The 14301-nt window shown below is 26.1% G+C and carries 13 protein-coding genes; 7 read left to right on the top strand and 6 right to left on the bottom strand.

What is annotated here, in order from left to right; translation table 4 throughout:
• Positions 1 to 29 precede the first annotated feature (29 nt).
• The 6 genes from SCITRI_RS01440 to SCITRI_RS01415 form a co-directional block, all read right to left on the bottom strand.
• Positions 30 to 1520 (bottom strand): YfcC family protein, encoded by a 1491-nt coding sequence (locus SCITRI_RS01440; protein WP_071936927.1) that lies wholly within the window; start codon positions 1518 to 1520, stop codon positions 30 to 32.
• Between the two features lie 33 nt (positions 1521 to 1553).
• The gene (gene argF / locus SCITRI_RS01435) at positions 1554 to 2558 is read right to left on the bottom strand and encodes an ornithine carbamoyltransferase (protein WP_071936926.1); all 1005 of its coding nucleotides are present in this window, start codon (positions 2556 to 2558) and stop codon (positions 1554 to 1556) included.
• A 39-nt stretch (positions 2559 to 2597) separates the two neighbouring features.
• Positions 2598 to 3797 (bottom strand): arginine deiminase, encoded by a 1200-nt coding sequence (locus SCITRI_RS01430; RefSeq protein ID WP_071936925.1) that lies wholly within the window; start codon positions 3795 to 3797, stop codon positions 2598 to 2600.
• 305 nt (positions 3798 to 4102) lie between these two features.
• Entirely contained in the window at positions 4103 to 4972 is an 870-nt protein-coding gene (locus SCITRI_RS01425) for a hypothetical protein (RefSeq protein ID WP_071936924.1), read from the bottom strand.
• A 69-nt stretch (positions 4973 to 5041) separates the two neighbouring features.
• Positions 5042 to 5377, bottom strand: coding sequence for a hypothetical protein (locus tag SCITRI_RS11030; protein WP_237238008.1), 336 nt, complete (start codon positions 5375 to 5377; stop codon positions 5042 to 5044).
• A gap of 392 nt (positions 5378 to 5769) precedes the next feature.
• Entirely contained in the window at positions 5770 to 6753 is a 984-nt protein-coding gene (locus SCITRI_RS01415; protein ID WP_071936923.1) for an IS30 family transposase, read from the bottom strand.
• A gap of 304 nt (positions 6754 to 7057) precedes the next feature.
• On the opposite strand from SCITRI_RS01415, the gene SCITRI_RS01410 reads away from it, so the two are divergent.
• The 7 genes from SCITRI_RS01410 (at position 7058) to SCITRI_RS01380 (ending at position 14212) form a co-directional block, all read left to right on the top strand.
• Complete coding sequence (locus SCITRI_RS01410; protein ID WP_071936922.1) at positions 7058 to 7396, top strand: hypothetical protein; 339 nt, start codon at positions 7058 to 7060, stop codon at positions 7394 to 7396.
• Positions 7389 to 8852, top strand: a complete 1464-nt coding sequence (locus SCITRI_RS01405; protein ID WP_071936921.1) for a PBSX family phage terminase large subunit — start codon at positions 7389 to 7391, stop codon at positions 8850 to 8852. The genes SCITRI_RS01410 and SCITRI_RS01405 overlap by 8 nt, the downstream gene beginning before the upstream one ends.
• Position 8853: 1 nt before the next feature.
• Positions 8854 to 9039: a hypothetical protein gene (locus SCITRI_RS01400; protein ID WP_071936920.1), complete on the top strand. Its 186-nt coding sequence runs from the start codon at positions 8854 to 8856 to the stop codon at positions 9037 to 9039.
• Positions 9032 to 10393: a hypothetical protein gene (locus SCITRI_RS01395; RefSeq protein ID WP_071936919.1), complete on the top strand. Its 1362-nt coding sequence runs from the start codon at positions 9032 to 9034 to the stop codon at positions 10391 to 10393. Before SCITRI_RS01400 ends, SCITRI_RS01395 begins: the two co-directional genes overlap by 8 nt.
• The gene (locus tag SCITRI_RS01390) at positions 10374 to 13391 is read left to right on the top strand and encodes a hypothetical protein (RefSeq protein ID WP_071936918.1); all 3018 of its coding nucleotides are present in this window, start codon (positions 10374 to 10376) and stop codon (positions 13389 to 13391) included. The genes SCITRI_RS01395 and SCITRI_RS01390 overlap by 20 nt, the downstream gene beginning before the upstream one ends.
• Positions 13392 to 13458: 67 nt before the next feature.
• Positions 13459 to 13965, top strand: a complete 507-nt coding sequence (locus SCITRI_RS01385) for a lipoprotein (protein WP_071936917.1) — start codon at positions 13459 to 13461, stop codon at positions 13963 to 13965.
• A 1-nt stretch (position 13966) separates the two neighbouring features.
• Positions 13967 to 14212 carry a hypothetical protein gene (locus SCITRI_RS01380; RefSeq protein ID WP_071936916.1) on the top strand — a complete coding sequence of 82 codons (246 nt, stop codon included), beginning with the start codon at positions 13967 to 13969 and terminating at the stop codon, positions 14210 to 14212.
• Positions 14213 to 14301 lie beyond the last annotated feature (89 nt).

Genomic DNA, 14301 nt, shown 5'->3' with positions numbered 1-14301 from the left:
AAATGAAAACTTTCTTAATCAATTGGCATTTAAAATCAAGGGCTAGTGTTTGAAATTGGTAGTAAAGTTCCAATTCCTAATAAGATAATTGTTGCAATAACAATTCCAACAATTAATGGTCATGATGCTTTCATAAAACTACCATAAGGAACTTTTGAAATTGATAAAGCTGCCATTAAAATTGCACTTGTTGGAGAAATTAAATTAATAATTCCATTTGCGAATGAAAAGGCAGTAATTGTTCCTGATGTTAAACCAGTTGCTACCCCATTAGCAACAGGACCTAAAATTGGAAAAACAGTTTGAGCAAATCCTGAACTAGATGGAATTACAAATGAGATAATTAGGAAGAAGAAGAAGGCTACCATAATAAAACCTGTTTTTCCTAATTTCGACATTGGTGCAGATAATCCACTAACTAATTTGTTTTGCATTCCAGTATTTGTCATAATAAACCCAATTCCAGCTGCAAACGCAATAACTAAACAAACGGATAAGATATCAGCTGAACCACTGATAAAACTATTAACGTATTTTTCTTCTCCTTTTCAATTAATTAATGCAATAATAATTGATGCAATAAAGAATAATGCTGAAATTTCCATAAATGATCACTGCTCTAATGGTGCAAAGAAATTGGCAATAAATGGGGCATGTTCACTAACTAATTTTGTAAAATTAACAAAGGCAGGAATTCCAAATTTGTCTCATCCAATTAATGAAAAAATCATCAAGACAAAACTAATCATAAAAATTGCCATAATTGCTTTTAGTTTACCATTATATTCTGGTAAATCATCAACAATTGCAAATTCTGCTTCATAAAAATCTTTTTTATCAAACAATGGTGATTTCCCTGGTGTACGGCGAACACGTAATGCATATCAAACAACAAATGAAATTCCACCAGCTGTTAATAATAATCATCACACAGCTCTTCAAATAATTCCTGTTGTTGATGTTAAATCAGGCACACCAGCACTATCAGCGGCAATTTGAATAACAAACGGATTTAATGTTGAACCAATACAACCAATCCCGGCACCAAATAAAATCGCCATTACCGCTGTTAAAACATCAAAACCAGCAGCCAATAAAACAGGAATAATAACTGGATATAAGGCAATTGTTTCCTCACCCATTCCATAAGTTGTACCACCAACTGAAAATAAAAACATTACAATTGGAATAATTCAAATTTCACGGCCTTTCATTTTTGCGACTAAACGGCCAATTCCAGCATCTAATGCTTTTGATTCAATAACGATTTCTAAGAATCCTCCTAAAACTAAAATAAAGACAATAACATCAACTTTATTTTTAAATCCTTGCATTGGAGCTAAAAATAAGTCAAAAATTCCGGCAGGACCACCATTGTGAAGGTTTCCATCAGAATCTTTTCATTGGCCAGTTGTTCCTGGAATTCAAGATACAATAATAATTAAAAGCGTAATTCCTAATAAAATTGTAAATGCTGTGGGTAATTTAAATTTAAACTTTTTTTTCTTTTTTATATCCATTTTTGCACCCCCTTTTAATCTTTCATAAATAACCTAGCCACGAATTGTTGCTAGCATTACTGCTTTAATAGTATGTAAACGATTTTCTGCTTCTTCAAAAACACGTGAATATTTTGATTGGAAAACTTCATCAGTAACTTCTAATTCTCCAGTTCCACCAAATTGTTTAATCACTTGTTGTGCAGTATCTGTATTCCCATCATGGAAACTTGGTAAACAATGTAAAAAGATAGCATCTTCTTTTGCTTGTTTCATTTTTTCCATTGTTACTTGATATGGTGTTAAATACTTAATTCTTTTTCCTCAAACGGCAGGATCTTCTCCCATTGACACTCAAACATCAGTGGCAATTGCATCAGCATCTTTTGCTGCTGTTTTGTGGTCTTCAGTTAACGTAATTGAACCACCATGTTCTTTCGCAATTGCTTGTACTTTTTTCAATAATTCTGCATTTGGTCATAAGTCTTTTGGCGCACAAGCAACAAAATGCATTCCTAATTTAGCACTAATAACCATATAACTATTTGCCATATTAAAACGAGAATCACCAAAATAAACAAATTTTAGCCCTTTCATATTGCGTTGCCCTTTTTCTTCTTGCAATGTTAAAATATCAGCTAACATTTGGGTTGGGTGAAATTCATCAGTTAATCCATTTCATACTGGAACACCTGAATATTTTGCTAATGCTTCAACATCAGTTTGTTTAAATCCACGAAATTGAATTCCATCAAACATTCTCCCTAACACTTTTGCAGTATCTTCAATTGATTCTTTTTTCCCCATTTGACTACCACTTGGCCCTAAATAAACAGGGTGCATACCTAAATCAAATGTTCCTACTTCAAAAGCACATCTTGTTCGTGTTGAATCTTTTGCAAATAATAAAGCAACAGATTTTCCAGCTAATGGTTTTTGTTCAGTTCCAGCATATTTTGCTTCTTTTAATTGTCTTGCTAAATCTAATAAATAGTAAATTTCTCTTTGCGTGAAATCTAGTAAAGTTAGGAAACTTCTTCCTTTTAAATTTACAGCCATATTATTTTTTCTCTCCTTTTAAAATATAATATTAATATTTTAGATATCTTCTCTTCAAATTGGCATTGACATACAGCGAGGCCCTCCACGCCCACGTGATAATTCAGCTGAATCAATAACGTGGACTTTAACACCAGCTTCTTTTAAAATTTCAATTGTAATTTGATTTCTTGAATAGGCAATCACTTCACCAGGATGAATTGTAATAACATTTGTCCCATCATTTCATTGTTCTCTTGCCTGTGCAATTGGATCTTCTCCACCACATTTAAAAATTTGAACTGGCTTACCAACTTCTTCTGATAAATAATCTTTAATTGTTTCTTTAATTTCTTTAACTCCATTTTTTGTAATTTCAAAAATTTTAAATTCACCCATTGCTTCAAAAATTAATGGATGCGCGATAAATTTATCATAATCAATATTAGTAAAAACAGTATCTAAATGCATAAAAGCACGATTTTTTGTTTTTAAATCTAATGCAATTACTTTTTCATAACTAACTGAATCATTTTCAATTAAGTTTTTTGCTACTATTTTAATAGCTTCCATCGATGTCCTTTGTGAAACACCAATAATTAATGTTTTTGCATTTAAAACTAAAATATCTCCACCTTCTAAAGTTTCTTTTTCGTTACGATCATATCAAAAATTAATTTTTTCTTTAAAACGGGGATGATGTCTTAAAACAACATCAGAAAATAATGTTTCACGATTTCTAGTAACCGTAAACATTTTATGAATAGTTGCACCATTTCCAATTGATGCAAATGGATCACGTTGGAATAAAATATTTGGCATTGGATCAACCGCTAGCGGATAATTATCTGTAATTTCTACTCCTAACTCGTATTTTGTTACTCCTGCTATCATTTTATTAACAAGAGCTTGATTATCTAATTTACCTAAATAAGTACGTAACTTACTAATGTATTCTTCTTTAGCACCAGATTCTTTTAAAAACTGTTCTAGTAATTCTTGCCGCATTTTTGAATCAGTGTCTAAAACTTCAGCGACTAATTTTTCAATATATAATACTTCAACACCTAAATCTCTAAAAGTTTGTGCAAAAAAATCATGTTCTTTTTGTGCAACTGCTAAATCTGGTGTATCATCAAACAATAATCGTTCTAATAAATCTGGTGATAAATTAGCTAATTCATCGCCAGGACGATGTAGTAATACTGTTTTCAAATTACCTATTTCTGAATAAACATTAATACCATATTTTTCTATCATGTTACTTGTCCTCTTCTCTTTCTACGTGCATTTTTATTAAAATCCTTTAATAAAAATTAAAGATAAACATGCAAAACTAAAAAATGCAAATTGCTGTTAAATACACAGAATACCTATCAAATTGTAATGTCATTTAATGTCATTTAAATAAATATACTCAAGATTGATTATGTTATCCTTTTATAAAATATATTTAAAGCAATACACTTTTCCATATTGCATAAGTAAAAATGCCATTGTTTACTTTTTATCCTTATACTTTTATATTATTCTTTTTAATTTTAAAAACAATTCTTTAAAGTTTTTTATGTTGTATTAATGATATTTGTTGTAGTTAAAATATTAATTAATAAATCATGTAAACATTGAATAATTTGAACTAAAGGAACAACTTTATTACGATATTCTGTTGTTTTTTCAACAATTTCTAATCGCTTTTTCGGGTTTAATGCAATGACAAAATTATGATACGCTTGGACTTCTTCAATAATTTTTTCTTTATTAAATTCTGGTAATTTAATTTTTCCATCATTATAATCTTTTTCAATTTGATTAATATTTTCTAACTGCCCTTTTAACTTTTCTTCTTCTTTTTCAGGAGAAAAATCAGTTAACATAATATCACGTTGTAAAAATAAGCCTAATTGATTTACTAAATTTCAAATTTCTAAAGCATCATTAGCACTATTAATATCTTTTAAACATTTATCAAGTGCTGGATCAAGATCTTTTATCTCATCATCATAAATTTTTGTTAACTCACCAATCTCTACCTTCATCATATTTACAAAAAGTTTATTTAAATCAACAGGGCTAGCTTCTTTTGCGCTAGTCATAAAATCATTTAAAAATCGTGGCAATGGAATAATTGCGTTAAATAATTTGCTTACTTCAATTAATGTTGTAACTTTTTTCTGGTCAATTTCTTCTGGTTTTTTATCTTGTAAATATTCTTCTCTAATATCATCAAATAATGGTTTGATTTCTGTTTTCACAAAATTAAATAAATCTTCAAAATTAGTTTTAAACTTTGCCCCCGCTAAAAAAGCTTCTATTTTTGGATTTTTTTCCGCTGTGTATTTTGCATAGTCTGTTTCAAAAAGATTAATATATTTTGTTAAATAACTCATCATTCCTTTTTCAACATCTGTTCAGAAATTACTCTGTTGTGTCATTTTTTTCCCTCTATTCTTCTATAATTTTTATGTATTTCAATTTTACCTTAAAATAATAATAATTTAAATTTAATTTATCTTTTCTTTCATTTCTTTAATTTTTTGACGGTTAACTAATAAATTATTTAAATTAACAACAAATGTTATTAATAAAGCAATAATGATACTTAACACAAGTAAATATAAAATATAATATTCTAAGTGGCGAAAATCTTGAAAAAAATATGGCACATAATAATTATTCGTTGGAACACTATAATTTCATAATTTTTCATCAACTGGAGTTAATAATAAAACGCCTTGGCGGACAGCAATAAAAATGGTGTAAAAAATTGGATGAAGATAAAACTTATATAATTTTTGTAAACAAAAATCTTTATAATTTATAAATTCTTTTTCTACCAATATGCAAAAATAGATAATAAAAATAACTGGACAAACCCAATGTTACACTGTTGTACTAATTCAATAAATTGCTATGTTATGCCAACTGCCAGTAAATTTTTCACCAGTAACCGCACCGATAATTGTACCAAGTGTAAAAAATAAAAATGTTAACAAAGCGGCAAAGACAATATATAAGATAAAAAACCGATTTTTCACAAAGCCAGAATTTCTTAATTTTGTATTATGTAAATTCAAGTAGCAAAATCTGTCTCTTGTTAATTTGATGATAACATCATTTTTAACAAATGCAACTCTTTTTTTAAAAAAAATAAAATATTTTATAAATATAAATTAATTTAACCATATTTAAGCACACTAAAAAAGTATTTATTAAATTTTAATTAATAAATTTACTTAATATTTTGTAAAAACATTTCTTTTGCACTTATTCAATTTAAACACGGTCGGAGTTTATCATTTATAACATTAACTACTAAATCTATTCTTTTCTGATTAACATTATTAAAATCAGTGTCCTTAGGAAAGCGTTTTCTAAATTCACGGTTAATTCTTTCAATTAAGGGTTTTTGTTTTGGTGAACCAGGGTCACAATAATAAACATTAGAACCAGTAATCTTTTCCATCTCTTCAAATTTACTAAATTCTTTTCCGCGATCTGTTATTATTCCTTTAATTTTTCCAACTAACCCATTAATTCTAACTAATTCTTCAAGTTTTTCTAAAACTTCATTAGCAGTATGATTTTCTAATTTTATTGCAAAATATTTTTTACTTAATTGTTCTACTAAAACTAAAATAGCAAATTTATGGTCTTTACCAACCACTGTATCCATTTCAAGTCATCCAACATTAGATTCTTTATTTTCAATATCTCATATTGATTTAAATCTTTCATCTAATTTGCCACGATTATCAGGTCTTTTCTTTGTTCTATTTTTTCTACCACCATTTAATAAATTTTTCTTTAACAAACCCAAAAGACCTAAAAAAATTCATTTATAAAATGTTTTAACACAAGCGGGAAATTTGATACCAAACTTTATTAAAAATCGTTGAATAATTTCTGCTGGTGAATCATGATAAACATTAAATCTCAGATGAATAAAATTTAATTGTTCTTTTGTAAATGTAGGTAGTTTTTTAATACATTTTTTACGCTTTTTATAATAATCTTTTTGTGCTTCTATTGCTGTATAATCTTCTATATTTTTAAATCTTTTAATTTCTCTTTTAACAGTATTCACACTGCGATTTGTTTGTCTTGCAATTTCAGATAAATTAAGTGTACCATTTTTCTTTTTACAACTATCAGATAAAAATAAATCCTTAAATAAATTTCGTTCATCATATTTTAGATGTGTATAATCTTTCATATATTCTGTCTCCAATCTTTTTAAAATTATTTATACACTATTTTTAAAAAACTATTGACAATTATTTTTAAAGTTATACAATTAATTTATAACAAGTTGCGAATATCTGTCTCTATACTTGTTTTACAAAAAAAAGACTTGAAAAAGTCCTTTTTTAATTGTAAAATAAACATAATAAAAATAATATTAAGTTCTTTAATACATTGTGATACGTTTTTAGTTCTTGATAGGTTTGTTTATTACTCTTTTATTTAACCATATTGTTTAAATAATAGCAATTTTAATATGCAAAAAGGAGTAAAAAATGGTAACTTTTAAGACTATTTCGGGTAAAACTAAGGAGTTTTTACGAAAAAAAGCGGACAAATTAAGTAATAAAAGAGCATATTTATACTATTTAAAACTACCATTTGATAATTGACAAGATGAAGTTGATACAAAAACCGCTTATTTTATTAAAGATACAATAAATCAATTAGAAATAGAATTGGAATTGGCTTTATTAAATGACAAATATGGCGGGGGGGAGAAAATATATGTTGAGAAATATGTTAAAGATACAAATATAAATAATGCTAATATTGTTATTAATTTTGATAATGTTGATTTACCTAAAATAAATGAGGTGATTAAAGATGCTTAAACATTTTTTACATTTAGATGAAATTCCAAGATGATTTTATCAACAACATGTCCCTAATGCACCGTGAAAAGAAATATATAATCCTGCTGATGAATATAATGAAATAGGAAGTCGTTATAGTGCTAAAACTTTTATGATAAAAGATAATGTAGTTGGCAAATGCTGTGCTATATCATTATTGGTGGGTAAGCCAATATTTATTATTGCTGTTATGAAAATGAATAAAGATATTAGAAATGGAGTATTTAAAAATATTCAAAATACTCTTAATGATATGAATATTAATTATAAAGTTAATTTATCTGAGAATTCTTTTACATTAGATAATGGTACTTATATTATTTGTAAAGGTTTACATTCACAAACAAAAAGAGAAAAATTAAAAGCTTTTGCTGATTTAAATAAATATGAATTTGCTATTGAATGAAGAGAAGAAGCAGACCAATTAACAAAAGATGATATGAGTGAATTAAAATATGCTATTCATGGTGCTAAAAGAAAATTTATTATTAATTCATCTAATCCTGAATCATTACACCGTTATATTATTAAATATTGTAATGAAATAATGTTATTTAATGAACAAATATTATTATCTAAATATCCTGATCAAATAGGTAAATTTAAAATTAATTATTATGAAAAGAATAAAAAACTTACTAAAACAGTAATAATACATTATTCTAGTTGAAGACTTAATCCTTATTTAGATGATAATGTAATTCTTGACCAATTAGAAACAGAAAAATTAGACCCAGTTAGAGCAAGAGTATGAAGTTGAGGATTACCTGGGCAAGTACAAGGTGCTGTTTTTGCTAGATATCTTAAATTTACTAAATTAACTTGAAATTTTGACAAAATATTAGGTGGTGTTGATTTTGCCCAAGCAGATAGTCCTAATGGACATAAAACAAGTGCTAGTTTATGAGTATATAATTCAACTTTAAAAAAAGTACATAAAATAGGTAAATATACACATTCTAATGCAACAATGGAATATAAAGATACCTTTGAACAAGCAAATGATATTATTCAATTTTATTTATCTAGTTTAAAAAATAGTACTATTTTTATTGAAAGTGGTTTAACTATTAATGTTGATTATGGTGCTGGTGGTAGAGCATTTATTGATGTTCTTAATAAAGAAAAAATAAAATATAGATATGGTAAATTATTAAGATTTGAAGAAGTTGATAAAAGTATGTGGTCAGTTACTAATAGAGTTAATTCATTTATTGCAGCAATGATTAGTGATAAAATGACCCATGATTTAATATTAGAAGAAACTAATACGGAATATCCAATGATTCAATGAAAAGAAAAACCTAATGGTGGAAAAGAAGAAATAGTTGATTTATATGATGATGAATTTGATGCTGATTATTATGCATTATCAGAATATATAAGAGAGATTGTTCAATCATCAACTAATAGATTAATAAGGGAGTATATTTAAAATGTATATATATTTAATTGATATGGATAAAATTATTGGAAAATATAAAAAGAATATCCCTAAAAATAATATTTTTGTTTATAAATATAAAAATGATTATAAAGTTTTAAAAGTAGATAAAGTAGAAAAAGACAGTAAGATATTAATTTGTCATCTTGCTAGATTAGGAGTAAATAAAAATGAATAATAATATAAATAATTGATTATCATTTAATAATCGTGATTGAAAAATAAATGTGCCTTTAATTGTTGCACAAAGAAAAGTAAGAATGGAAATTGGACGTGGTTTACTTTGTGATAGTGAAAATGAACAAGCATTAATACATTGACAAAATTGATATCATAAAAGAAAAATTTATGAAAAATTAATTAAAATGTCATGAACTAAATCATTATTAGGTGTTGCTGTTATGTTTATATATGAAACAAAAGATAATGATTTAGATGTTATGTTAGGAACAGCATTATTTACTAATTTTGTATCAAAAATTAATGAAGAAGAGCAAGCAGCAGATATTTGAATATTACCAAATCAAGATGATACTGGTTATATCTTTCATGTTGTTATTAATGATAAATATATTCAAATTGATTCATATCCTAATGATGAAAATACTCAAGCAGGTGCAACTACTGGAAAAATAGATAAAAGTTTAAGAATTGAAAAAAGAACTTATATTAATAAATTAGGTCGTTTTCCATTAATTCAAATTCCTAATTTTATTCGTGCTAATCAACAAGGTCAAGCATCAAGTACAATGTTAAATGCTTATCCCGATATTTACCCTACTATGTGATTAATTGAAGATTTACAAGATAATTTATTTATTAAAAAGAAAACAAGAAGATTTTCACGAGCAAGAGGTTATATTCAAGCAACAAGTGAAGAAATAGATAATGTAAAAGAGAATAAAAAATCTTGAAATGATTATGAAAGTGATTTTGTTATTCAAAATGTATTAAATAACTATGATGAAAAAGGTGGTAGATCAACTGTTAATTATACTCAAGGGCAATATAATTCAAATGATTATAATTTAGATACTGACCATATTTTAAAAATTGTTTTTCGTGGTATTGGTTTAAGTTGACAAGCAGATGAACAAGGAACTTATACTAATCAAAATCAAACATTAATTATGCAATCAGAAGATATTGAATCACAAGCAGTATGACAAGATTTTTTATTAGATTATTTATATCGTTTATTTGATTGTTGATGAATATTTCATAAATATTGAATTGCTGAAAATAATAATTGAGATAAAATTGAACGCCCCTACTCATTAAAATTTAAACCAGCAGGAATTATTGACCAAATGCGTTTAGTTGATACAAATAATACAAGATTAGAAAATGGTACAATGTCTCGGGCAAATTATATTCATATTGTTGATAGTATTCCAATGACTTTTGCTATAAAAGAAGTTGAAAAAATTGATAAAGAACAAATGGAATATAATGATAATTTTGGGTTAGAAAATGAGAATGAAGAAAATGAAAATACAGGTGGTATAAAAGATGAATTTAAACAAAAATAATTCAAAAGAAGCAATCCAAATTAATAATCAAGTATTATATACTGCAATGCGAATGGCATCTACTGATAGTAAAGTTATTAAGCGTAAAATCCAAGAATTAGATAAATGATTTATCTTTCCTTTTGTTATTACAAATGGTGTTATTCCATTAACTACAAGTGGATATAAACCAATTAATAGTATTCCACAAGATTATTCAGATTTTACTTTAGCAATTACTGGTAATGCTACTATTATTGCTCAATGAAAAAATGCTTTTAAATTAAAACAAGTTAATAAAGGAACAGAAGAAAAAAACTTTAAAGATGCTGATAATTTTTATACTAAAATTATTAATCCAATGCATTACCCTACTAATCGTGGTGATATGTATGAAGCATATTTACAAAATAGTACAAGTGGTGCATATTTTTCATCGCAAGGAACGCCTGACCCTATTTTTCAAGGTATTTCAACTCAAAGACAATATACTTTATTATCAACAGATAAACAATTTGGTCAAAATGATGAATTAAACCTTTATGTTGTTTTAAATAAAAATAATGAAAATATTGGTGGAGAAACTATTAATACTTATGAATATAATCAATCTATTCAATGATTATATATTTCTAATATTACAGATTACTATGATCCTTTTGATAATAAAAAGTTTTTATTTCAAGAAATTACATTTAGTAGTGTTAATGACCATTTATCTAAATCAGGTATGGCAATATGACAAAAAATACAACATGGTGCTATTGGTGAAGGTTATTTTTTTCCAAGAATTATTAATGGAGTTGTTGATTATGACCCAGTATTAGCTGAAGATGTTGGTGTTAAATGAATTGATTTAAAAGTATTAGGTTTAACTGCATTTAGTTCTTTAACTGTTATTGGTCGCCCTATTAAATCAGGACAAATTAATAAAAGAGTATATCAACCACGAGATTTATTATTTTCAGATGAATTAAGTGGAATGCCTGATACTTTATTAACTAATTCTAATCCTGCTAATGTTTTATATAATTTACAAGGTTTAAAACCATCTAATCAAACTACTTATGGAGAATGAACTAATATTTTTAATGCATTAGCAGATCCATTAGCAAAGAAAAATGCTGAAGGTGTATTAGGAAGTGATTTAATTGCTACTAGAGCAACAAATCCTAATAAAACACCTTTTTGAGATAGTGGATTACAATTTAAACCTAATGGTGCTTATGATACGAAACAAATTCGTAAATTTATTTATCAAGACCCAGAATATAAAAAAGCCCCTTTTGGTGTTGCATCATTTGATTATTCACAATTAAAATCTTCATCATTTCATGATGTATTAAATGCTAATCGTTATACACATTCATCAATTTCATTATTACCTTGAGATGTTAATGAATTTACTAAATTTAGTCTTAATAATTTACCTATTGTTGGTAAAATAATTTCATTTTTTGATTTAGGTTTACCAGTTAAATTAATGAGTCAAAAAAATACGCAATTAATACCAAAAATAGCCCAATTAAATGCTTTTATTGATTATTTAAGTTATGAAATTATTCAAAATAGTTTATGAAAAGATAATAGTGCTGGAAAAGGTAATATTCCTTATGATATGTTTCGTAATGAAACAGAAGATCAAGTTGGTGGTTTAATTGGAAGTAATTCATTAACATTTGGTTGTATGCTTAAATTAACTGATAAAATTAAAACACATTATTATTCTGCAACTGGTCAAGATTTAGGTACAAAAGTTTATTCTACTATTGATTTAGGGCAAAATAGAATTAATGTTAATGGTGGTACTGATGAAATTGTAATATTATCACAAGATTTTCAAGCATTAGATAAAGATACACCATTAACTAATTTAGATAATAAATTAGATTTTAATCCGACAGCAGATGGAACATTAGAAAGTTATGTAATTGATTTAATTAATTTACAAACTATTGGTAAAACTAATTTTAAAATTACAACATATTCAGAAAATCCATTTACTTTAAATGATAATATTACTGCATTTCAAAATTTTCAAGGTGAATGACAAACAATGGCAAAATTTATTAAACCAAATGGGAATGTACAAGCATGAAATAGTGTTATTAAAACAAGTGCATTAGATTATGATTTACTTGAAGAAACAACATTCTTTTACCCCCAAGCAGTATTACCACCAGACCCATTTACATATAAACCATATACAGTAAATATATTAGATTCTAATACAATTAGACCATTAAAAGCTAACATAACAGCAGCAAAACAATGTACTTCAAGCATTTCTTTTATTTGACAAAAAGACTGAATTAATTTATTTAACAACAAGTATGATAATGTATATTATGAATTAGAAGTTGATTTAAAACAAATTAACACAACAATTACTACTTGAGAACAATTATTAAATGCTTATTCATCAATTCAATTTAATAATCTTAATAATTTACAAGTTAAATGTGCCCCACCAAATATAGAGAATTTTATTCCTAATAGAAATATAAATATTCTTGGTGGTTATTCTACTTGTGAAAATAATTTAGGCTGGTTTTCCAACGGAAAATTAAAATTTAAGGGTGATAAACAAATTGATAAAGTTAATTTTAATGGTAGTTTAATATATGACCTTGCTAATATAAAAGAAAATAAAAAGACAACATTATTTACTGGTGAAACTACTGGCTTACCTAGTGGATATTATCAAAATCGCTATTCTTTTTCTAAAAATTGTGATTTTAGTTTTTTATTACAAATAACAAAATTATCTGATAATGATGATAATAAAATTAAAGAATTGTATGTACAAGCATGACATACTAATGACATGAAATTAAAGATTAGATTTACAAAAGTGGTTTTTCCTGATTTTTCATTTTTTAAATTTAAAGATAAAAGACTTTATCAATATTTTGGTAATGATAAAAACATATCAATAGATATTGATAATTCAAATATTTTAGGTATTAGAAATAAAAGTAATAATCCTGTTAGTATTACATTAATTCCACGAAGTTAGGTTTTTTACTTGATTATATATATAATTGTGATTGTAAAAAGATTTAACGAAAGGGATTATTATTATAATGAAAAAGATATTAAGTCTTTTAGGAGCAATCACTCTAATTGGTACAAGCACAACAAGTTTAGTTGCTTGTAACACACAATATAGCGAAGATGAATTAAAAAAACTAAAACAAGAAAACCAAATAAATACAAAAGATCAAAACATTAAAGACAATTTAGAATGAATAGCACCACAAGAAAAACCATTTAATAAAGTTGATAATAAATGATATTATGTAGTATGACGTGGTAATGAAAATAAAGAATGATATTTAAGTAAGTTTAATAACGATATAGATTTAAATTCTATTTCATTAAAAAGAAAACTGGATCATTATATAGAACATGATTTATTGGTTTGCCCAAAAGGTTTAGCAATAAATAGATATGATTTTACTTATGAGGCTAGTAAATGATGAGAAATAAATAGTAATTATTTTAAATCAGTTTATCGTTGAAATTTAGATACAGCAGAGCCCAATTTAGTTATTGATACTGATGGTAATGTAAAAGTTAAGGGTGAATAAGATGGCAGTTATTAAAAAATCGTTAGATTGTGAGATGCCTGATTGTAAAGATAAGGTATTAGCAAAATTTAAAAAAGATGAAAATGGTGATTTAGTAAGACAAATGCAAGGTGATTGACCTGTGCAGTTGTGCATTAATCATTTTAAAGAATTTCAAATAAAACTTAAAGAAACAATGATATATATGGCAAATCAAGATAAAGAATATAAAAATATGCTTGATACTATGATTGTTAAAAAGAATTAAAAAAAGAGATTTAATAATCTCTTTTTTATATTGTGTAAATACCTTTATTACTTGTTTTAAGGGGTATATTAGCAATGAAATATATTAAG

The organism is Spiroplasma citri (assembly GCF_001886855.1).
GTDB lineage: Bacteria > Bacillota_I > Bacilli_A > Mycoplasmatales > Mycoplasmataceae > Spiroplasma > Spiroplasma citri.
This window is presented reverse-complemented; position numbering and strand designations above follow the sequence as displayed.